The organism is Caulobacter endophyticus, assembly GCF_003116815.1.
Classification (GTDB): Bacteria; Pseudomonadota; Alphaproteobacteria; order Caulobacterales; family Caulobacteraceae; genus Caulobacter; species Caulobacter endophyticus.
Genome location: NZ_QDKQ01000069.1, coordinates 47,124 through 69,903 on the forward strand (window position 1 = coordinate 47,124; position 22,780 = coordinate 69,903).

Here is a 22,780-nt window from a genome sequence, read left to right on the forward strand (position 1 = left end):
GCGTTTCCTGGCGCGTGGTGGTGACATGGGCGCGCGGATGCGGGCCCATGACTGGTCCGGGACCCCGCTGGGGCGGCCGGAATCCTGGCCGCAATCGCTGAAATCCGCCGTGAGCATCATGCTCAACTCGCGCTTCCCAATCGCCATCTATTGGGGATCGGACCTGGCGCTGATCTACAACGACGCTTGGTCGCCGATCCCTGGTGAAAAGCACCCTTGGGCCTTGGGCCGAGCGGGGCGCGAGGTTTGGCCCGAAATCTGGGAGACCATCGGACCGCTTTACGCGCGCGTGATCGCGACGGGCGAGGGCGTCTGGCAGGAAGACGAGCTCCTGGCCATGCACCGCCATGGCTATCTGGAAGAGTGCTACTACAACTTCACCTTCAGCCCTATCCAGGGCGAGGACGGCGCTGTCGCCGGAATCTTCAACGCCGTCGTCGAAACCACCGAACGCGTGCTGTCGGAACGCCGGCTACGCACCCTCAGCCGCATGGGCGAGCGCGCCAACGCAGCCATGTCCATCGACGAGGCATGCCGGTCCGTCGTCGATATCCTGGCCTCCAATGTGGCGGACGCACCGTTCGCCTTGATCTATCTGCGGGACGGCGATCACGCCCGCCTCGTCGCCGCCACAGGCTTGGTCGCCGGTGGCCACGACGCACCGCTGACCTTGCCCTTCAACGAAACCGCCCTCTGGCCCTTAAGAGCCGCCCAGGAGGCTGCGGCCGGCGTCGCGCGCGCCGCGCCTCAGGATCTCAACCTCCAGAACAAGGCCTGGCCCGAGCCGGTCGTCGAAGTCCTGACCCTGCCGATCACGATCGCCGGCGAAGCCGAACCCAGCGCCTTTCTCGTGGCCGGGGTCAACCCGCGCCGCCGTCTCGACAGCGACTATCGCGCCTTCTTCGACCTGGCCGCGGGCCATGTCGCCACGGCCATCGCGACCGCGCGGGCCTATGAGGAAGAGCGCCAACGGGCCGAGGCCCTGGCGGAGATCGACCGCGCCAAGACCGCCTTCTTCTCCAATGTCAGCCACGAGTTTCGCACCCCCCTGACGCTCATGCTGGGCCCCTTGGAAGACGCCTTGGCGCCGGACGAGGCCCTTGAGAGCGCCCAGCGCGCGCGCCTGGAAGCGGCGCACCGCAACGCCCAGCGCCTGCTGCGGCTCGTCAACACCCTGCTCGACTTCTCCCGCATCGAGGCGGGGCGGCTGAAGGCGAGCTTCAAGCCGACCGACCTTGGAGCGCTGACGGCGGACCTGGCCTCAGCCTTCGGTTCGGCGACGCAGAAGGCCGGACTGGGGCTGAACGTTTCCGCGCCGACCCTGACGCGGCCGGTCTATGTCGATCACGAGATGTGGGAGAAGATCGTCCTCAATCTTGTCTCCAACGCTTTCAAGTTTACCTTGGAAGGCCAGATCGACGTCAGTCTTGATGAGAGCCCGGACGGGGCGGTTCTCGTCGTCCGCGACACGGGCGTTGGCATTCCGGCGGCCGAGCTGCCCAAACTCTTCGATCGCTTCCATCAGGTCGAGGGCACGGCGGGAAGGAGCTTCGAAGGCTCCGGCATCGGCCTGGCGTTGGTCAAGGAACTGGTTGGCCTTCATGGGGGCGAAATCAGCGTCGACAGCCGCACGGGCGAGGGGACGGCCTTCACCGTCGCCATCCCCTTCGGGCCAGAACAGCTCCCGGTCGATCAAGTCCACGCTCAGCCGGCTGCGGAGGGCCGGTCGGGTCGGGCCAAGGCGTTCGTCGAAGAGGCCCTGCGCTGGCTTCCAAACGCGGCCGACGAGGGGCTTGTCGAAACGGCCGGCGCGGAGGCGAAAGCCAAGGTCCTGCTCGCCGACGACAACGCCGACCTGCGGGCCTATATCGGCCGTATCCTGGCCGAACAGGGCTATGAGGTCACGGCGGTCGGCGATGGCGAAGCCGCGCTCGCCGCCCTGAGCGCCGGGCGCCCGGATCTGGTGCTCACCGACGTCATGATGCCCAAGCTCGACGGGTTCGGGCTCCTGGCGGCGATCCGGCGCGACCCGGTCCTGCGCGACCTGCCGGTGATCATGCTGTCGGCCCGGGCGGGGGAGGAGGCCAAGGTTGAGGGGCTCGACGCCGGCGCCGACGACTACCTGGTCAAACCGTTCTCGGCCCGCGAGCTGACAGCCCGTATCGCCGGCGCCATCGCCACCGCGCGGCTACGCCGGGAGATGACCCAGACGCTGAGCGAGAGCGAAAGCCGCTTTCGCAACATGGCCGACCATGCGCCGGTGATGATGTGGGTGACCAACGCCGAAGGGGCCTGCACCTATCTCAACAAGGCCTGGTACGCGTTCACCGGACAGTCGGAGGAGATCGCCCTCGGCGCGGGATGGCTCGACGCCGTCCACCCCGACGATCGCGGCTGGTCGGGCGAAACGTTCCTGGCCGCCAACGCTCGCCAGGAAGCCTTCCGCCTGGAGTATCGCCTTCGCCAGGAAGACGGATCCTATCGGTGGATGATCGATGCGGCCGCGCCGCGCTTTGCGGCCGACGGCGCCTTCCTGGGCTATATCGGCTCCGTGCTCGACATTTCAGAGCGCAAGGACGCCGAGATCCAGATCCGGCAGAACCAGGCCGCGCTCGAGGATCAAACCCGAGCCCTGCAGGTCCTGAACCGCGCGGCGGTCGCCGTTTCCGGCGATCTTGAGGTCGAGCGCCTGGTGCAAACCATCACCGATGCCGGGGTGGAACTCACCGGCGCTCAATTTGGCGCCTTCTTCTACAATCTCGTCGACGCCGATGGCGAAAGCTATGTGCTCTACACCCTCTCGGGTGTCGATCGCTCGGCCTTCGAGGGCTTCCCGATGCCGCGAAACACCGCCGTGTTCGGCCCAACCTTCGCGGGCGAAGGCATCGTCCGCTCCGACGACATCACCCAGGACCCGCGTTACGGGCGCTCGGCTCCCTATCATGGCATGCCCAAGGGACATCTGCCGGTGCGCAGCTACCTGGCCGTGCCGGTGCGATCGCGCAACGGCGAGGTGCTGGGCGGGCTGTTCTTTGGCCACTCAACGCCCGGGGTCTTTGGCAAGCTGGCCGAGGAGCGCCTCGTCGGCCTGGCGAGCCAGGCGGCCGTGGCCATGGACAACGCCCGTCTCTTCCAGGCCGCGGATCGGGAACTGACGCAGCGGCGACGCGCCGAGGCCGAGCTTCAAGCGCTGAACGCCAATCTTGAAGAGCGCGTCGCCGCCGAGATCGCCGATCGCCTCAAGGCCGAGGAAGCCCTGCGTCAGGCTCAGAAGATGGAAGCCGTCGGCCAGCTGACGGGCGGGGTCGCTCACGATTTCAATAACCTGCTCACGGTGATCATCGGCGGGCTCGACACGATCAAGCGCAGCCGGTCCGGAGACGAGGCGCGCATTCAGCGCTCGGCCGACATGGCGTTGCAGGGCGCCCAGCGCGCCGCCAGCCTTACCGAACGCCTTCTGGCATTCTCCCGGCGCCAGCCGCTGGCCCCAAAGCCCCTCGACGCCAACGCTCTGGTCCGCGACATGACCGAACTTCTGCACCGGACGCTGGGCGAGCAGATCGAACTGGAGGGTGTGCTGACGCCGCGGCTCTGGCCGATCGAGGCCGACCAGAACCAGCTGGAAAGCGCCATCATAAACTTGGCGGTCAATGCCCGCGACGCCATGCCGGAGGGGGGCAGGCTGACCATCGAGACGGCCAACGTCATGCTCGATGAGGCCTATGCCGAGATCGACGCCGAGGTGACGCCGGGCCAATATGTCTCCATCTCCGTCAGCGACAGCGGCTCGGGCATGTCCAAGGAGACCTTGTCGCGCGTCTTCGAGCCGTTCTTCACCACCAAGGACGTCGGCAAGGGCACCGGACTTGGCCTTTCGATGGTCTATGGGTTCGCCAAGCAGTCCGGGGGCCACGTCACCGTCTATTCGGAACAGGGACACGGCACGACGGTGAAGCTCTACTTCCCGAGGCATCTGGGCGAGCACACGGCCGTTATCGAAGCGACGAGCAACGCCGCGCCGGGCAGCAGCGACGGCGAGGCGGTTCTGGTGGTCGAGGACAATGACGATGTCCGGGCCTACAGCGTCATGATCCTGACCGAGCTTGGCTATCGCGTCATCGAGGCTGCCGACGCCGACAGGGCCATCGCCGTCCTTGAGTCAGACGAGCAGTTGGACCTGCTGTTCACCGATGTGGTCCTTCCCGGCAAAAGCGGCCGAACCATCGCCGAAGCAGCCGCGTCGCTGAGGCCCAAGCTCAAGGTGCTGTTCACGACCGGCTATTCGCGCAACGCCATCGTCCATCATGGGCGGCTGGACGCCGGCGTGAAGCTGATCACCAAGCCATTCACCTTCGAACAGTTGGCCGCTCGGGTGCGCGACGTTCTCGATCGCCGCTGAGGCGGAGATCAGGCGCCGCGGCTCGGCAGCTTCGCGCGGATTGTGCAGACGAGGCCTTCGGGGCGGAAGTCGAGGGTCGCCGAGCCCTTGAGTTCGCCGCCTAGGCTGCGCTCGATCATTCGTGATCCAAAGCCTCTGCGGCTCGGCGCGGTCACCTCCGGGCCACCGGTCTCGGTCCAGCTGAAATCCACGACGCCCGGCTCGTCCAGGCGCCAGGCGATCGCGACACGCCCGGCCGGTGTCGAAAGCGCGCCGTACTTGGCCGCGTTGGTGGCGAGTTCATGCAGCGCCAGGGCGAACGGCACCGCCTGGGCGTCGTCAAGCTGGACGAAGGGGCCGTCGATCGCGATACGCCCACCGGCGAGGAAGGGGTCAAGCGCGGTGCGCACCAGCTCATCCAGGCTGCCGGCCCAGCTGGCGCCGGTGATGAGATCATGCGCCGCGGCCAAGGCCGTCAGACGCTGCTCGAAAGTGTCGCGCAAGGGCGAGGCCCCAAACGTCTGAGCCGAAATCGCCTGGATGGTCGCGAGCAGATTCTTGATGCGATGGCTAAGCTCGTTGTTCAGCAACGCAGCGCGTTCCAGCGCCGCCAGATACCGCGTCTCGTCGCTGAATGTGCACAGCGCATAGCTGTCATAGGGCGTGTCGATGGGCGTAGCGCTGACGGAGAGGGTGACGAGCTCACCGTCAGGACGCCGGTAGCGCAGCGCCTCATCCACAATGGTTTCAAGGTGCAACACCGCCCGCGCGGTCGGGTACTCCTCAGGGGCGTAGGGCCGCCCATCCTCGTGCACACCGCCGTAGGACCCGTACTCGTCTAGCACCTGGCCAAGCATGTCGTGGCCCATGATCCTTGAAGACGCGGTGTTGTAGACGAGCAGCTCTCCGTCGGGGATCGCCGCAAGGATCACGCCGACCGGCACTTGCTCGATCACGGCCATCAGGCGCGCCTCGCGCTCGCGCAGACGCTCTTCGGCTCGGGCGCGCTCGGCCGCATGCCAGGTCCGACGCGCGGTTTGCGTGATCAGCTTGAGGTCGGAAGCGGTCCAGGCGCGCGGCGTCGTGCTGCTGACGTAAAGCCAGCCCCGTAGCTGATCCTCGACAACCAGCGGCGCCTCGACGAAGGCCCGTACCCCTATGGCCTCGAAGGCCGCGCGCACCGCCGGCTGGTCGGGAAGGAAATCAGCGACGTCGGAAACGATAAGCGGCCGGTCGCTGGCAAGATCGGCGAAGCGGTCTGGACCATAGGCGTCAACGGCGTGACGGCCTCGCATCGATGGCGTCGATCCTGACAGCCACTCGCTGGCGACATAGCCGACAAGGCGATCAGCATCGAGTTCGACCACGCCGATGGCCGCGACCTTGAGTTGCCGGCCCAAAAGTTCGCAGGCGAAATCGACCGCCGCGCGGGCGCTGGCCCGCTCGATCAGTCCGTCCTGTAGGGACAGCAGGAATTCACTGGCGCTGGTCTGACCCAGCGGCTCGCTTGCTTGCACTTGTTGGGCCCACCCTGACGCGACCGGCGCGCCGACCTCGACCAATGATGGCGCGCAGGCTTGGCGGATTCCAGTCTGGAATGCCGCTAATCAGAAGGAAAGCAGCGGTTTCCGACGCGGGAGTGTCGGCTACTAGACTGTGATCGCGCTTGGCTACACCTGGGTTGCGCCTGTCGCGCTCCCTTCGCGCCGTCGATCGCGAACCGCAGTGGACCAGACCACAGTTCTGACCCCGCCCGCATCGGTATGGACTTGGCTCACCGGCCAGCTGTGACGGGCGCCAAGACGACGCCCGCCGCGATCGCGGCGAAATGCAGGCCTGCGCCGGCGCACACGAAGGCGTGCCAGACCGCGCGTCGAAAAGGCAGTTTTGGATTGAGAAACAAGAGACAGCCGCCGGTATAGACGAGGCCGCCAGCGATCAGCAGGGCGAAGGCGGCCACCGGCAGGCTATGACGCAAGGGCTCCAGCACGATCAGCGCGACCCAGCCGAACGCCACGTAGAGTCCCGTCCACGCTCGCTCGGAAATTTTCGGAAAGGCTAGCTTGCCGATGATGCCGGCGACCGCGATGACCCAGACCAGGCTGGTCATGCCCACCATCCAGATTCCTTCAAGGCGCTGGGTGGTGAAGGGCGTATAGGAGCCGGCGATCATCAGGAAGATTCCCGCTTCGTCGAGCCGACGCAGCACAGGGCGGGCGCTCGTGGCGTGGCTGAGATTATAGATCGCCGAAAAAGCCAGCATGCAGATCAGCGCCGCGCCGTAGAGACCGGCGGCGATCACCAGCCCAGGCCGCCCGACGCCGAAGGCGCGTGCGATCAGCCAAGCCGCGCCGATCGCCGAAAGGGTCAAGGCGACGATATGGATCCAGCGATCAGCCGCGCGTTCCCAGACATTGGGATAGTGCTCGGCGAGATAATCTTCGGCCAATTCGGCGATGGTGGTCGACAGGGTCATGCCGAGGTAAGGCGTCGAGCCCGCGCCTCGTTCCGGTCATGACCAATCGACCTCTTGGGCCTGGCGGATCACCCGATCGGCGCCCATCGCCAGCCGAGGGTCGCCGCATAGCCGATAAGCGCCATGGCCGGAGGCCAGGTCAGGCTGGCCACCAGATTAGCCAAGAGGAACCGTGTCCAGGACAGGCCCGACCAGCCCGCCAGAAAAGGCGCGATGGTGGCTGGCGGACCCAAGTAGCGCGACAGCACAATCGCCGCCGCGCCGTGTCGTTCAAACAGGAGCTCGACGCGTTCGACGACGCGAGAGGGAAGGCGAGGGAGGCCGCGCTTTTTCGCTTTCAGACGCTGACCAAGACAGTAGGAGGCAAGATTGCCCAGGAATGCGCCCAGGACCGCCCAGACCAGAATCTCGGGCGCGAAGGCCCCCGCCGCGATGCCGCCGCCGAGCGCTAAGAGCAATGGCGTCAGGGGAACGAAGAGCCCGATGAGGACGATCGCCTCGCAGAACGCCATCACCAGCACCAGGATCGGCGCCAGGTTCTCTAGCGGCCAAGGGCTCACATCTTCTCGCTTGGCCTGGCGCGGCCGTCCCTCGCGGCCTCGACCAGAGCCCTGAAGAGCTGCCGGTGGGTCTTGCGGTAGATCATCAGTTCAGGATGATACTGCACGCCGATCCAGAACGGCCGAGAGGGGTCCTCAATGGCCTGGATTATGCCATTGGGCTCGCGTGCGGCGACGACAAGGCCCGCGCCGACCCGATCGATCGCCTGCTGGTGGATGATGTTGACCATCAACCGGTCCTTGCCGACGATCGCCGCCAAGCGCGAGCGCTTGCGCAGTTTGACCGGTTTGCGGACCGTCAGGGGTTCCCACCAGTTCGGCGTCAGGTCCGCGCCCTGGAAGCTGGAAAGGTCCATGTGCAACGTGCCCCCGGCGATGACGTTGAGCATCTGTGCGCCGCGACACACGCCCAGCACCGGCAGGCCATGGCGACGCGCGGCCAGCCCCCAAGAGGCTTCCATGTCGCCGCGGGCCAAATCGTACCGATAGCCGTCTTTGGGCCTGCCTTCGAACGTCAGCGGGTAGATGTCCGAGCCGCCGCCGAACACCAGCCCATCAATCGTCCTGGGATCGCGCGGAGCCTTGGCGGTCACGCGCACCGCCCGTCCTCCTGCCAGCCAGATCGCCAGCTTCATCGCCAGCCACGGCAGCGTGTCGCCACGGTCAGGCAGAGTGACGCCGATGGTCGGTCGCCCACGCCCTTTGCGGGCGACGACCTCGATCATCTCGGCCTTGGCCTCGTAGGTCAGCTCGTCGGGCAGCTTGCCATGCTTGACGAGCGAACTGAGCACGAACAAGGCGCCGAGCCCGATTAAAGGGTCGTCGTCATCGCTGAACTCGTCGGGAACGCTCTGGCCATGCGCTAGCGCCGCCCTGAACTGGTCGACGATCTCCCCGACCGAGGCGACGCCGGTCGCCGCCGCCAGATGACGGCGCAGTCCCGACAGCTCCCCGGCCGACAGCCGGCGGCGGATCTCCCGCCAGGCGTCCTTGGCCGCCGAGAGCTGGGGCGCGGTCGCGGCGACATCCTCCACCGCCGCCAGCAGCCAGACGCCGGGCGTCTTGGTCCTGGCTCCGATCTGCGGCTCGCCGACCTTGTCGAGCGGCGCGCCGATGGTTTGCTGGTAGAGCAACCAGGGGAAGTCGACCGCAGTCTGGATGGAATGGAAGATCCCGGCCCAGAACCGGGCGTTGACCTCAATAAGCTTCGGGGAATCCTGCGCCCGCCCTGACCAGCGAAAATCCAGTTCCGCCAAGCCGTCCCACCCCGTGGCGGCCAGCGCTTGCTCGACGGCCTGGCGGAAGGGTTCGGCGTCCACGGTCTCGCGAACGGCGCCGGCGCCCGCCTTGCGCGGGAAGGTCGTCAGATTTCGATAGGCCATCATCGCGGCCAGTTCACCCTTGCGGGCGAGCACGGCGACGCAGAAGTCCTCGCCAGGGACCATTTCCTGCAGCAGGGGCTTGGTGTCGTAGCCAAGGGCGTCGACCAGGGCGGCGGCTTCCTCCGGCGAGCTGGCGGAGCTGACGCCGCGTCCGCCGGCGCCGTCGCTAGGCTTGACGATCAAGGGGTAGCTTAGGCTCGAGGCGGCCTTGGCCAGGACCGCCGGGCCGCCAACGACCAGGGTGCGCGGCGCCGGCAGCCGTGCATTTTCCACGAGCTTGGCTAGATGGTCCTTCGGGTGAACCAGGTCGATGCTTTTCCAGGTCGGCGCAGCCACCTTGATGGTCGGCTCGAACCGGCGGCGGTGTCGAGCGATCAGCTCGACCTCGCCGAACACCGGCATCAGCACGTAGGGCCGATCATCCGTCGGCGCGTAGTCGCGGACGGCGGCTTCCAAGTCGTCGAGGAAATCCTCCGGTCGACGCCTCCAGGGGGCGACGGTGAACGTCTCCTTCACGTGCTTGGAGAACGACATGACCGTCAGGTCGACGTCATCGCAGCCGATCACCTCAACGCCACGCTGCGCTAATGACCGGGCGATGACCAGCGCCATCAGGCTTCGGCCATAGGTCAGGATGACCCGTCCGCCGCGGGGCGAGTGGCTTGGTTCGGGCAACGAGGTGCTCCAGCGGCAGGCGGCTGTCGACGGCTTAAACCTTCACCGCGCGGGAGCGTTCCCGACGGCAGCAGGGCCGCGAACCTTTGGCGCGCCGAGGAGTTCCGGCAGAGGTTTCGGGAGCTGCACCATTGGAAAAACCTGCTACGTCTCGCCTGGTCCTCGGCGCTGTGATCCTGGTCGCGACCTATTTCCTCGCTCAGGGCGCGGTTCGGCTGGCCAATCTTTGGATATTGATCTTCGGCGCGGTTATCGTCGCCGTCGTGATCCGCTCGATCGCCGATCCGCTCGTCGCCCGGTTCAAGCTCAAGGACGGCTACGCCGTCGCAGTGTCGATCCTTGCGCTGCTGGTCCTGATCAGCGGCGCGGCTTTCCTGTTTGGCCGCCAGGTCGCCGAGCAGTTCGACCAGTTGGCGACGCGCTTGCCCGGCGCCTGGGCGATGCTGCAGGCGCGCCTGCAAGCCTCTCCCGCCGCGAGCCAGGTGGTCGACCACGCCAAGAGCCTCGGCTCGGAAGCGGGCAAGATGCTGGCGATTGCGCCAAGGTTCGCCATGGGCGCCCTGTCGGGCGTAGCCACATTGTTTCTGGTGATCGTCGCCGGCGTCTTCCTGGCCGGCCAGCCGGAGCAGGCGCGCGAAGGTGTGCTGAGCCTCTTCCCCATGACCCGGCGTCCTCGGCTGCGCGAGGTGATGAACACCTGCGGCCGGGCCCTGAAGGGGTGGCTCAAGGCGCAGCTCGTCTCCATGCTGCTGGTGGGCGGGCTAATCAGCGCCGGGTTGGCGCTGATCGGAGCGCCAGCGCCGCTGGCCCTGGGTCTATTCACTGGGCTGGCGCAGTTCGTCCCGATCGTCGGGCCTATCGTCGCCGCGGTTCCAGCCTTGCTGATCTCTGCGACCGGAGGCGGGAAGATGCTGCTCCTGACCCTGGCGCTGTATGTGGGCGTATCCCAGTTGGAGTCGAACCTGATCACGCCATTGGTCCAGAAGAACCTCGCTTCCCTGCCCGTGGTGCTTGGAATTTTCGCGGTCGTGGGGCTGGGCACGCTCTTCGGCCCGCTCGGCATCCTGTTCGCGACACCTTTGGCCCTGGTGCTCCATGTCGCCGTCACCATGCTCTACCGGCAGGATGTCTTGCATGACGAGGCTGCGGTGGCGCCTGGCGAGGGACCCTAGTCGCGAACGCAAATCGCGACAGGAGCGCCTATCACGAAGGCTATGCGCGAGAGACCTCGGCAAAAAGCGCAATGCGGCGTCCGCGCCAGGGCTCCAGGCTGACCGATACTGGTGGCCTTGTGTCTCCACAGTGGCGCGAATGATCAACCGGAAACACGCCCCGAAATTTGGCGCCACACCGAGCAAAAATCGGCCATTATCACGGGGATTTGAACGAAATAATACGCAATAAAATCAATAGCTTAGTCGGCCTGGAAATGACGTAAGTTTTGACGGCATATTCGCATTTGCCGTTTGCTAAAGTTGAACCAATTCAAACGATTAGCCGGCGTGTTGATGATCGAGTGGGAGTAGGGCTTAAGGAAGGTCGGCAAACCGGTCGGATAGCCGGTAAGCCGGGGCTGTAGACGCAGTACTTCAGAATACTGCGTCTACTCTCAGGCCATGGTGGTGGGAGCGCTGGGCGTCGCTGCGCGGTAGATCGCGCAGTCGCCCTTCATCAAGCCTTGGCCAACGCGCTGGCCGCCTTGCCGTCGTACTGACCGCCGAAGTTGCTCTTCAGGTGGGCCATGATCGCCCCGACGTTGGCGCCGGGGTTCTTGGCCCGGAAGTCGTTGATCGCCTCGCGCAGTTCCGCCTCCGTCATCTGCTTTGGCCCATACGAGGACAGGATCGCCAGTTCGGTTTCAGCCGCCTTGATCCGCTCGTCCACCTTCGACAGATCGCCGCCGGCTTCGGCCAGGCGCGCGCGCTCGGTGGCGAGGTTCTCCAGCGTCAGCTTCGTGTTCTTGAGGAACTTCGCGACGGTTGCGACGACCTTTTCATCGGTGACTTCCGTCACGCCGCGCTTGAATTCCTCGGTCGTGATCTGCGTAGCTTCGCCGATCAATGTGGTGAGCAGGTCGGCCTTCAGACGGTCGTTCAGCTTTCGCGCCGCGAGTTGGTCAGCCTTGAGCTCGTCTAGCAAAGCCATGTGGTCGTCCTTTCAGTTCACTCAATTCGATAGGGTTGTATTGGGTGGTGTCCGCAGCTCTTCAAGAGCGCGCGCGAGATGTGCAGCTTAATCCTGAGGACCTCCCCGGAAGGGTCCTCAGGACAGATCGCGGCTACAGGCGCGGATCGATCGGCTCGCTTTCCATGGCAAGCACGCCAAAGACGCACTCGTGCACCCTGCGTAGAGGCGCGCGTTCGACGAAGCGCTTGAGCCCCTCGTGGCCAAGGGCGAACTCGCGCAGAGCCAGGTTGCGCTTGCCGCCCAGGCCACGCACCCGAAGCTTTTCCAGATGCTCCGGCGCGTCGTATTCCGGACCGTAGATGATGCGCAGATACTCGCGGCCGCGCACCTTCAGCGCCGGCTGCAGCAGTCCCTTGGCGCCGCGCGCGATGAAGTCGCGCGGCTTGACCACCATGCCTTCGCCGCCGGCGGCGGTCAGGGCTTCCCACCAGGCGATGGCCTCGGCGCATGCGGCTTCGTCGGCCAGCGGCACGACCCGCCAGCGGGTCGGCGCGATGACCTTGTCGCCAGTCGCGGCCAGGCGATCGGCCAGCCCCATGTGCCAGACATGGTCCTGATCGAACCAGACCCGGCCCTCGCTGGCCAGCAAGTGGAATGGCGCGACCTTCAGGTCGTCGATCCCCGACACGGGCCAGACATAGGGGGCCCAGGCCCTGGCGTAGAGGTCCGCGCGGCCGGCCCGGTCCTCGACCTTGGCCAGCAGGCCGGTCACCGGCGCGCCATGGGCGGCGGCGCGCGACAGCGCCTGCGCGGCGGCCTCCAGGCCGGCTCGGGACGAGGCGGCGACCGGTGCGTACTGGGCGTCGATCAAGGCTCCGGCCTTGGCCGACCACGGCATGATCTCGGCGTCCAGCAGCATCCAGTCGGTGGAAAGCTCATCCCACAGGCCGGCTGCGTCCACCGCGCCGCGCAGGCGGGCGAGCAGGGCCTCGGTCGTGGCGGCGTCGGAGAAGAAGCCGCGTCCGGTACGGGTCCAGATCGCGCCGCTCTCGCCATCCGCGGCGTCGAAGCGGACTTTCGCCGCCTCGGCCGTCCGGCAGAGGGCGATCACCGCGCGCGAGCCCATATGCTTTTCCTCGCAGACTACCTCCGCCACGCCGCGCTCGCGGTAGTGGGCGAAGGCCTCCTCGGGACGTTCCAGCCAGCCCTCGCGCGTGCTGGTCTCCACCGGCGACATGGTCGGCGGCAGATAGGCCAGCCACTGCGGCGCCAGGGCGAAGCGGCTCATGACCTCGATCGCGGCCGAGGCGTTTTCTTCCGCGACAACGACACGGCCGCGCAGGCTGGTGTCGATCCAGCGGCGGCCGCTGACGTCCTCCATGTCCAGCAGGTCGTCGGCGGCGGCCTGGGCCGAGCGCTCGCCACCGGGCGGAGCCAGGGGGCGCATGGGCTCGCACCAGACCTGCCGCGCGGGAACCTCGACCAGATCCTTCTCGGGCCAGCGGAGCGCGGTCAGCTTGCCGCCGAACACGCAGCCGGTGTCGATGCAGAGGGTGTTGTTGACCCACTGAGCCTCGGGCATGGGCGTGTGGCCGTAGATCACGGCCGTTTCGCCGCGATAGTCCGCCGCCCAGTCGGCGCGAACGGGCAGGCCGAACGCGTCGATCTCGCCGGTCGTCTCGCCATAGAGGGCGAACTCGCGCACCGCGCCCGAGCCGCGGCCGATCATCTCGGCCTTCAGGCCCGCATGGGCCACGGCCAGGCGGCCGCCATCCAGCCAGACGTGACTGCGCAGGCTGTCCAGGAAGGCGGGCAGGGCGGCGCGGAAGCCGCGGTCGGTCCCTTCGTACTGGTCGATGGTCTGCTGCAGGCCGTGGGCGATCGTGACCTTGCGGCCCTCCAGCCAGCGGCCGAACTTGCGCTCATGGTTGCCCTGCACGCAGTGGGCGGCGCCGGCCGCGACCATGCTCATGACGATGCGCAGCACGTCGGGCGAGTTGGGGCCGCGATCGACCAGGTCGCCGACGAACACGGCCTTGCGGCCCGGCGGCGGCGTGACGACGACCGAGCGCTCGCCGCCGGTCTCGCCCCAGGCGACGGCATACCCAAGCGCGCCCAGCAGGTCCTGCAGTTCGTCGGCGCAGCCATGGATGTCGCCGATGATGTCGAACGGTCCGTGGTCGTCGCGCTTGTCGGTCCACAGCGGCTTGCGCTGGACGCGGGCGGCATCGATCTCGGCCTCGCTGGTCAGCTTCCAGACCTGGCGGAAGCCCTCGCGCTGCAGGCCGCCGAGGCCCTTGCGGATCTCCGATGTCATGCGCTGGACGACGCCGACTCCGAAGTCGCGGTTGGCGCGGGCCTTGTTGCGCTCGAAGCAGGTGTCGATGCCAGGATCGATCACCACGGCGACGGGCAGGGCATGCCAGCGCCGCGCCAGCTCGATCCAGCCCTTGCGGTCGGCGGCGCGTACATTGGTGGCGTCGATCACCGTCAGGCGACGGTGCTTGAGGCGCTTTTCGGCGATGGCCTTCACCAGGTCGAAGGCGTCGCCGCTGATCGACTGGTCGGTCTCGTCGTCGATGACGAGCGCGCGGCAGTGATCCGACGAGATCACCTCGGTCGGCGCGAAATGCCTGGCGGCGAAGGTCGACTTGCCAGAGCCCGAGGCGCCGATCAGTACGACGAGGGCGAAGTCGGGGATTTCGAGGGCGGTCATGCGATTACTCGAACGGAAAATCCTGCGGAGCGGCGGCGTCAGCCGATCCGCGTGAAGACGGCCATCTGCGTGGGGGCGCCGAGCGTTTCGTCGCGCTTGCCGATGTCGTCGTAGGCGACTGCGTAGCCGTGCGCCGAGGCCACGCCTTCGGCCCAGGCGCGGAACTGCGCCCGCGTCCATTCGAACCGGTGATCCGGATGACGGAAGGCGCCGGACGCCAGGTTCGGGAAGAGGGCGTTGTATTCGGCGTTGGGCGTGGTCACGATGACGGTTTTCGGTCGAGCGGCGGCGAACACCACCTTCTGCAGGGCGGGCAGGCGGTCGGCGTCCAGGTGCTCGATCACCTCGACCAGGGCGGCGGCGTCGACACTCTCCCAGCGGCGGTCGCGGTAGGTGACCGAGCCGTGCAGCAGGGTCACCCGGCCCTCGGGCGGACCGCCGGCCAGATGCAGCTTCAGGCGCTTGGCCGCCCATTCAAGGTCGCGCGCCGAGGCGTCGACGCCGATCAGGCTTTCGATCCAGCGCTCGCGGACCAGGCGCTGAAGCAGCTTGCCTTCGCCGCAGCCCAGGTCGGCGATCGCCTTTGCGCCGCTGGCGCGGAGGGCGTCGGCGACAGCGGCCATGCGCTCGTCGTTCAGGCGAAGCGGCGCTTCCAGCGCATCCTCCGCGCCGACCTTGCGTTCGGTGGGATCAATGGCCTCGTCGCGGGTCTCGGGCGCAAGGCGCTCCAAGGCGTCACGGGCCAGGGCCTTGCGATGGATCAGGTAGCGGCGGACGATCAGGTCGCGGAACGGATGGCTCTCCAGCCAGCCCTCGCCGCGGCGCATAAGCTTTTCGACCTCGTCCTCACCGACCCAGTAGTGCTTGTCGTCGTCCAGCACCGGGATCAGCACGTAGAGGTGGTTCAGCAGGTCACGTAGCCGGGTGGTTCCCTGCAGGCGCAGGGTCACGTAGCGCGAGGCCTCGCCATCCGCCCCGGCCACGGCTTCGATATCGACGGCCCAGCCCAGGGGCTCGAACAGCTCGCGCACCAGGGTCTCGCCGCCGCGGGCGGGCAGGGGCGTGACGACGGCCTCCAGTGGAATCGCCGTCTCGGCCAGTTCGGGCCGCTCGCGCGAGGTCCCTGCCATGGCCGTGCGCAGGGCGCGAGCCAGGGCCACGGACAGGAAGGATGAGGCCGCATAGGGGCGGTCGTTGACGTACTGGTCCAGCAGGCCTTCGCCGCGACCCTTGCCGCGCACCAGGCCGACGGGATCGATATCCAGCATCAGAGCCGCCTCGCAGCGGTCTTGGCCGACCTCTGGATAGAAGACGTAGGCCTTGCCGAACGGCAGTTCGGTCTCGTGCGCGCGGCCGGGGTGCTTGTGCAGCAGGAATCCGAGATCGGTGGCGGGGCGATGGGTGGTGGCGATCGAGAGGAACATCGAGTGCTTTCGGAAGAGCGATCAGTCTTCGGAGGATTGATCTTCGGCCGGGTCGAGCTGGTCGTACTCGCCCGGCCGAAGACCGGTTAGTCTGTAGAGGAGAAGCCAGGCCTCGACGGCGGCGGCGACCGGACCGGGAACCGGCAGCCCCGCGAACCAGCGGGACACCGATGACCGATCCACCCCCAGGTGTTCGGCGAGCCGGGACATCCAGCCCCGGTCGCCGAAAAGGGTGATCGCCGCTTGCCGCAAGGCCTCCGGGGTCATCTCAGAGCGCCTCCGCCTTCAGGCTTTCGTGCTCGCGGATAAACCCCAGGGCGGCCTCGGAGAAGCCGTCGATGTGAACCCACCGTTCGCCGTAGCCGACGCCGTTTCGGGCGCTGGCGACATTGATCATGTAGGCCCTGGTCGCCTTCGGCGCCGGAACGCGGTCGGCCGATTGTTCATCGGTGACCACGATCAGGCGGTCGTGGGGCAGGGTGTTGATCTTGTGGATCGCCTTGCCCAGTTCCGTGCCGCCATGGGTCTGCGAGCGGATCACCGCATCGACCCCGGCCATGCCGCGGCGGGGCGGAACCTCCACCACTCCGTTGGAGAAGGTGAAGACCCGCACCTCGCCCGGCACGATCGAGGCCAGGGTGGCCGCCGCGTCCATCCGGGTCAGGTCCGACTTGGCCGACAGACGGGCGTCCATCGAACCGGAGACGTCGACCAGGATCAGCGTGCGCCCGGTGAACACCGCGCCTTCCAGCACGGTCTCGGCCAGCGCCTGGTCGAGCCAGGGCTCGAACCGCGGCGCGGCCCGGGCGGCCGCCACGTAGCGGAAGGGCAGGACCCGTTCCGCGCCGCGACGCGCCAGGATCGCCTCCTTGACCAGGGCCTCGTCGACGCCGGCCTGGTCCATGTTCCGGAGGTTCCGGAGCAGGGCCAGGTAACCCAGCTTCTTGCCGGCCAGCAGGCGCTGGAAGGTCTCACGCTTGTCGGCGCCGCCCGAAAGGGCGACCTCCCAGGTGTCCGGCGCGGCCAGCGAACGCCCGGCGACCTGCTTCCACAAGGCCGCCTGTTCCTCGTCCCTCGGCTTGGCGTGGACCAGAAACAGCACGTCGCGCAGCTTCACCGGGCCATCGCGGTCGTACTTGGCCAGCTGGTAGGCGTCGAACTTGCCGAAGGCGGCTGCGAGGCCCTTCTTCATCTGCTTGCTCAGCGGCCTGCGGCCATGACGCCAGTAGAGCGCGAGAAACTCGGTGAGTTCGTCGGCCCTCTGGATCACGCGCTCGATGGTCTGGGCGACCAGCGACGTGCCCGAACCCGTGCGGGTGAGAGCGACGAGCAGCATCAGCGGCGCGTGGCGCAGCTTGAAGGTCTCGCGCGCCTCGACGGCGAGAGCCGCCAGGGTCTCCGGCGCGACGGCGCCCGCCAGGGCGTCGATGCGGTCGGCGATGGCCTGGCCGTCCTCGTAGAACTCGTCCTCCCAAAGGAGGCACGAGAGCACCGACCGGCGCAGTTGTTGTTCAGCCGTGAGGATCACGGCGGGAGCGCCCTCGAAGGTGACGTCGAGGCGCTTGGCGAAGATGTTGAAGCGCATGGCGCTCTTCTCCTGACGTCGCTTGGGGTTTCCAGGCCGGTCGGGAGACGGACGAGACGTCCAGGCCCCGACGGCCGAAACCGGCGTCGGGGAGGTCTAGGGCGGGCAGCCCTGCGGACGTTCAAACTTCAGATTGCTCGAAGTCATGGTCTCGTTCGTCGCCTAATCGGGTCTTCGCGACGCCGGCGGCGTCTCTTCGAAGATCGGGGTTCTCTAGCTTGGCTTGTTGCGCAATGCAACAAGCCGAATGAATAAAAATGTCAACGGGGAACACGTGGCTCGGGAGGGCGCTTCCGCCAGATGTTCGCGCATCCGGACAGGGACTTGCGTCCCGGCCGCCCTTTCGGTTGGAGCGAGGAACCCGGTAGCCTTCGCCGCCGTCGACGATCCTTCCGGGGAACGCTTGCGCTGCGGGGTTTCACCCGAAGAAACCGCAGCTATCACCACCGGAATGGACTTGAATTCCCGAGGGGGAATGTTCGGAAGCGGAATGGTGCTCTACCAGGCTGAGCTACGTCCGACTTGCGTCGTACGGAGGGATTTGAACCCTCGACCTCCCGCGTTACAGACGAAGAAACCGCTTCCTGCGCCGCCCTCGGTTCCCGTCGCCGAAGCAACGGGAGGCGTTCGTATAGTGGAGCATGTTGCGCCACGCAACGAATAATTGTGACGGTGGGGAATATTCGGAAGCGGCGTTCCTGATGCTCTATCCAACTGAGCTACGGCGAGGGACCCGCCGGCGGGATTCGAACCCGCGACCGTCAGATTATCGATGAAACCGCTTCCTGCGCCGCCATCGTCGAGCGGCTGGATAAATCATATTGTTGCATTGCGCAACTTTTGCCTCTGTCTCTTCGGTTGAGACGCGCATGAGCAGGGACGTGCAGACATCCCGACGGCCTTGGAAGTCGACCGTCGGGACGAGAGGCTAGGCCAGGTCAGCGACCTTGGTCGGCGGCTTTCAGCGTCACCACGCGCGTGACGCCCTTGGCGTTCTTGGTCAGCCGGAAGGCGTCCAGCTCACGGCCGGTCGCGGTGAAGGCGCGGTAGGTCACGGCTTCGGGCGACACGTCCAGCGTCTGGAAGGTCTGGGTGCGGGACGCCGTGCGCGTGGCCCAGCTGAGCGGCGCCACGGGGTACATCTTCGGTCCGGCGACCGAGACGACATAGGTCGAACCTGTCTCGGACGTATGGCCCGGCCCCGCGTTGGTCATCGCCCCGGCCCCGATGGCGCCCCGCGCATAGCCGTGGTCATGGGCCTGCAGCACCAGGTCGACACCGTACTTGTCGATCAGGGGTTTCAGCGCCTTGCGAACCCGGTCGTTGTCGCGATCAGGATCGACCGAGAACAGCGGGAAGTGGAGGAACAGCACCGTCCAGCGGTTGGGGTTGTTGGCCAGGAGACCGTCCAGCCACCGCACCATCTCCGCCCGCATGGCCTCGTCGCCATGGAATAGCGGCGCATCGACCGAGATCAATCTCAGCCCCTGGTAGTCGACGGTCCAGGCCGTCTCCTTCAGCTTCTCGACGCCGGCCGGTCCGGTCTCCGGCAGGGTGAACTGCCGCCGCCACTGCGGGTTTAGAACCGGGCCCCGGCCGTACTCGTGGTTCCCTGGCGTCGGCATCTGCGGCGTCTGGGCGTAGAGGAAGCCTCCGGCCGCGAACCATTCGCCCCACTCGTTGTCGCTGTCATGGCGATTGATCAGGTCGCCGGCGTGGATCACGAAAGCGGCGTCGCCGGCCTTGCGGAACGCCATCCGCATGGTGCGGGAGGCCTCGCTGAGGATGTTGTTCTGCATGTCCCCCATGTAGAGGAACGTGAACGGCTTGGCGGTCGTCGCGGCGGTGCGGAACTGCAGCCACTCGGACCACCGCTGGCCATCGCCGACGCGGTAGGCATAGACCGTCTCCGGCTTCAGGCCCTTCAGCACCGTCGAATGATAGGCCGCCTTGAACGCCGCCTCCTCGCGCACGGCGATGGTCGCATCGTCGGTGAGCGCCGTGACGCGCACGGCCTTCTGCACGAAGTCGGGACCGTCCTCGGCCTCGGCGTACTCGACGAGACCCGCTGCGCCCGACGCGGTGCGCCAGGTCACGGCCATCTCGTGCGCCGGGTCGGCGGTGAGATTGAGGATGATCCGCTCGGGCTGGGCGCTCGCCGCAACCACCGGCAGGTCGGAGGCCTGGGCCGGCGCGGGCTCCGGACGAAGGGGACGTTCAGCCGCCTGGACGACTGCCGAGCCGCCCAGGGCCGCGAGCGCGGCCCCGAGCATCAGGGTCTGGATGGGTTTCATGCTCGTGCTCATCAGAAGACGTAGTTCAGGCCGAGCGAGATCGAGCGCCCGTTCTTGATGTAGGCGCGGCTGGAGCTGGTGCTGTCGCTGGCCGTGTACCAGTAGGTGTGGTTGTCGAAGAGGTTCTGGACCTGCACCGACGCGGTCGCGCCTTTCCACAGCTTACGCCGCACGTTCAGGTCCACGAACTCGTAGTCCTGTTCATACGGGTTGTTGCCGAAGTCCTGGATGCCTTCGAGGAACTCCGACTGGTAGCTGTAGGCGGCGTAGGCTTCCCAGCCCTTGTATTCCCAGAACAGCTGGATGTTGGCCACGCGCTCGGGCGTCTCCATCAGCGGCAGGGTGTAGCCCGCCGGATGCCAGGAGATGCCGGTCTCGGCCTCCGACTTCTGAAGGGTCAGGTTGACGCTGGCGCCGAGCTTGGACAGCGGGCCCGGCAGCCAGTGGAACACCTGCTGGGCGCTCATCTCGACGCCATAGACCCGCGCCCACTTGCCGTTGTTGGGCTTGGAGATGGTCACGCCGTCGGGGCCGATGTTGGCGCCGGCCGTCCCGTCGCGGATGTTCGACGACGAGGAGCGGTACAGGAAGTTCTTGATGTCCTTGTAGAACAGACCCAGCGAATAGGCTCCGGTGTCGCCGTTGTAGCGCTCGATAGACAGGTCGTAGTTGACCGCCTTCATCGGCTTAAGGTCGGGATTGCCCTGTTCGATCGAGACCAGGACCCAGTCGCTGGTCGGGTTCTCGTCGCCGTCGCCGTCCGGATCGGTGTCGTAGCCGTACTCGCGGGCCGACGACATGCGAGCGATGTCGGGACGGGCGAAGCTGGTCCAGATCGCCGCGCGCACCTTGGTGCGGTCGTCCAGGCTGTAGTTCAGGTGGATCGACGGCAGGATATTGGTGAAGTCGCTCTTGTCGGTCGAGTAGTGACCGCCCTGGACCTCGTCGAGGATGTAGGCGTCGATGGTGTTGTTGGTGCTCTCGACGCGTACGCCGCCGATGACCTGGGCGTCGCCCAACCGGGCCGTCGCCATCAGGTAGCCGGCGAAGATGTCCTCCTTGAAGGTGAAGCTGTCCTCGCCGCTCAGCTCGGCGTTGGCGGGATCGGTGGCGAAGCCTTCGAAGAAGGTGCTCTTGCCCGCCATGGCGCGCTGCAGTTCGGCCAGCATGGCCTTGTTGTCGATGACCGTGCCGAGGCGATAAAGGCCCGAATACTCGCCATCGAACAGGTTGGTGACCTCCTTGCCGTAGAATTGCGAGAAGTCAGCCAGCGTGCCGTCGGCGTCCAGGTCCATGAACTCGCCGCTATAGGTCGAGCGCTTGGAGCTGTAGACCTTGCCGCCGGTCTTGACTGACTCCAGCCAGGTCGCCGTGGGACGCCATTCGACATTGAACTGGCCTTGCCACAGACGCTCCTGCGCGCCGCCGATCTCGCCCGACAGGCCCGCGAAGGCGTACTGGCTGTTGTCGTGGATCGCCGCCATGCCGGCGTCGTTCAGCACCCACTTCGGAAAGCGGCTGTCGCCGAAGTTGGTGACCTTGACGCCCTTGTTGCCCAGCCAGCCGTACTTGTCGCTGCGGAACTCCATCTCGTAGCTGTCGTCGATGTTGTCTTCCGACTTGGCGTAGGACAGGTCGTAGTCGACCTTGAAGTCACCCCAGCGGCTGACCCCGCCGAAGTTCAGCGACGCAAGCGAGCCGGTCTCGCGCGAGCCTTCCCAGAAGCGGCGCAGGCGGAAGCCCTGCGGGTCCCAGGTCCCCGACGCGCCGTCCAGCGTGTAGTACGATTTGGTCGAGCGGTCGGCGTCGGTGATCCGGCCGTCTCCGTCGCGGTCGACGATCTGTGCGGTCGTGTAGCTGTAGATCCGGCCGAGCTTGGAGTCCGAGCCGATGATCGAGGCCTCGGGCGAGGCCAGGCCCGTCATGGTCTTGTCGACCTGGGTCAGGCGGGTCGAGTTCTTGCCGGTGTCGTTGCGGAAGTTCAGGCGGTTGCTGAACTCGTCCTTTGTGTATTCGTTGAACTGGCCGCGCAGGTGAAAGTCGTGGTGGTCGCCGCGATAGTCGAGGCTGGTGTTGACGCCCCGTCGCTCGACCTCGGTCTCGCCGACGGCCAGGTCCATGCCGCGCATGACAAAGGTTTCGGGATCCCAGCCCAGCGTCTCGCTGTTGGCGTACCAGACCGAAGGCTGGTTATCGCCGTCGGCGCCGTTCTGCTCGAACTGCGACTTGCGACGCGACCAGCTGCCGGTGACGAAGACGCCCCAACGATCGTTCAGCTGACGGCCGAAGGAGCCCGCGACCTCGCCCGAGGTCTTGTTATCGAACTTGTCGAGCATGCCCGCCGACATCGACAGCACGGCGTAGGTCGGGGTGTGGTCGAAGGCCGTCGGGGTGCGAATGTCGATGGTGCCGCCAAGGGCGTCGCCGTCGCGGTCGGGTGTCAGGCTCTTGATGACGGTGATCGAGTCGATGCCTTCCGGCGGCAGGAAGCTGAGGCGGACGCCGCGATAGAAATTGTCGTCGCGCGAGCCGGCGCCGCCCATGCGCACGCCGTTCATGGTGTAGTTGTTCAGTTCGGTCGACAGGCCCCGGATGGTGATCCGGTCGCCTTCGCCCGTGGTGTGATTGCGCACGGCGTTGACGCCGGGCAGGCGCGACAGGGACTCGGCTACGTTGTTGGCCGGCAGGTCGCCCATGTCGTCGGCGCTGATGACGTCCGAGATGAAGTCGGCCTTGCGCTTGGCGTCCAGCGACCGGCGCAGGCCGGCCGCATAGCCGACGACGACGCCGTCGACCTCAACCGTTTCCGAAGCTGCGGCCTCGGCCCTGGCCGACTGGCGTTCCAGGGTCAGCACGCCGCGCACCTCGCGGACTTCGATGCCCGAGCCGGCGATCAACCTGTTCAGCGCCTCGCGAGGCGTCATCGCGCCGGAGACGGCGTTGGAGGTCCGCCCGCGGGTCAGGCCCGGATCGAAGACGATCGACAGGCCGGTGTCGCGCGAGAGCGTCTGCAGCGCCTGGCCCAGGTCCTGGGCCGGAATGGCGATAGCTGCCCGGGCCTCGACGTTTCGGCTTGCCTGCCAGGCGTGGGCAGGCGCGGCGACGGAGGCCAGGACAGCGACGGCCGCCGCCGTAAGCAGCCTGCTCTTGTGGATACGCATTC

Annotated in this window: 13 protein-coding genes; 2 read left to right on the top strand and 11 right to left on the bottom strand. The window is 66.8% G+C overall.

Features of this window, described 5'->3' with window-relative positions; all coding sequences use genetic code 11:
* Positions 1–118 precede the first annotated feature (118 nt).
* Positions 119–4,399: an ATP-binding protein gene (locus tag DDF67_RS20960; RefSeq protein WP_233247730.1), complete on the top strand. Its 4,281-nt coding sequence runs from the start codon at positions 119–121 to the stop codon at positions 4,397–4,399.
* A gap of 8 nt (positions 4,400–4,407) precedes the next feature.
* Here DDF67_RS20960 and DDF67_RS20965 read toward each other — a convergent pair whose 3' ends face one another.
* From DDF67_RS20965 to DDF67_RS20980, 4 genes are all read right to left on the bottom strand, one after another.
* A complete protein-coding gene (locus DDF67_RS20965) occupies positions 4,408–5,940 on the bottom strand; it encodes a sensor histidine kinase (RefSeq protein ID WP_109102761.1) in 1,533 nt (510 codons plus the stop codon).
* A 212-nt stretch (positions 5,941–6,152) separates the two neighbouring features.
* On the bottom strand, positions 6,153–6,854 hold the full coding sequence (gene trhA / locus DDF67_RS20970) for a PAQR family membrane homeostasis protein TrhA (protein WP_109102762.1): 702 nt from the start codon (positions 6,852–6,854) through the stop codon (positions 6,153–6,155).
* A 68-nt stretch (positions 6,855–6,922) separates the two neighbouring features.
* A complete protein-coding gene (locus DDF67_RS20975; RefSeq protein WP_109102763.1) occupies positions 6,923–7,414 on the bottom strand; it encodes a DedA family protein in 492 nt (163 codons plus the stop codon).
* Complete coding sequence (locus tag DDF67_RS20980; protein ID WP_109102764.1) at positions 7,411–9,471, bottom strand: gamma-glutamyl-gamma-aminobutyrate hydrolase family protein; 2,061 nt, start codon at positions 9,469–9,471, stop codon at positions 7,411–7,413. The genes DDF67_RS20975 and DDF67_RS20980 overlap by 4 nt, the downstream gene beginning before the upstream one ends.
* Positions 9,472–9,602: 131 nt before the next feature.
* On the opposite strand from DDF67_RS20980, the gene DDF67_RS20985 reads away from it, so the two are divergent.
* Complete coding sequence (locus tag DDF67_RS20985) at positions 9,603–10,643, top strand: AI-2E family transporter (RefSeq protein ID WP_199229300.1); 1,041 nt, start codon at positions 9,603–9,605, stop codon at positions 10,641–10,643.
* Between the two features lie 499 nt (positions 10,644–11,142).
* Here DDF67_RS20985 and DDF67_RS20990 read toward each other — a convergent pair whose 3' ends face one another.
* From DDF67_RS20990 to DDF67_RS21020, 7 genes are all read right to left on the bottom strand, one after another.
* Positions 11,143–11,616 (bottom strand): GatB/YqeY domain-containing protein, encoded by a 474-nt coding sequence (locus DDF67_RS20990; protein ID WP_109102766.1) that lies wholly within the window; start codon positions 11,614–11,616, stop codon positions 11,143–11,145.
* A 133-nt stretch (positions 11,617–11,749) separates the two neighbouring features.
* Positions 11,750–14,314: a polynucleotide kinase-phosphatase gene (locus DDF67_RS20995; RefSeq protein WP_109102767.1), complete on the bottom strand. Its 2,565-nt coding sequence runs from the start codon at positions 14,312–14,314 to the stop codon at positions 11,750–11,752.
* 38 nt (positions 14,315–14,352) lie between these two features.
* Positions 14,353–15,738, bottom strand: coding sequence for a 3' terminal RNA ribose 2'-O-methyltransferase Hen1 (locus tag DDF67_RS21000; RefSeq protein WP_109102768.1), 1,386 nt, complete (start codon positions 15,736–15,738; stop codon positions 14,353–14,355).
* A 21-nt stretch (positions 15,739–15,759) separates the two neighbouring features.
* The gene (locus tag DDF67_RS21005; protein ID WP_109102769.1) at positions 15,760–16,005 is read right to left on the bottom strand and encodes a hypothetical protein; all 246 of its coding nucleotides are present in this window, start codon (positions 16,003–16,005) and stop codon (positions 15,760–15,762) included.
* Between the two features lies 1 nt (position 16,006).
* Positions 16,007–17,323, bottom strand: a complete 1,317-nt coding sequence (locus tag DDF67_RS21010) for a TROVE domain-containing protein (protein WP_109102770.1) — start codon at positions 17,321–17,323, stop codon at positions 16,007–16,009.
* A gap of 938 nt (positions 17,324–18,261) precedes the next feature.
* Positions 18,262–19,617, bottom strand: coding sequence for a purple acid phosphatase family protein (locus DDF67_RS21015; protein ID WP_233247720.1), 1,356 nt, complete (start codon positions 19,615–19,617; stop codon positions 18,262–18,264).
* A gap of 11 nt (positions 19,618–19,628) precedes the next feature.
* The gene (locus DDF67_RS21020; RefSeq protein ID WP_109102771.1) at positions 19,629–22,778 is read right to left on the bottom strand and encodes a TonB-dependent receptor; all 3,150 of its coding nucleotides are present in this window, start codon (positions 22,776–22,778) and stop codon (positions 19,629–19,631) included.
* Positions 22,779–22,780 lie beyond the last annotated feature (2 nt).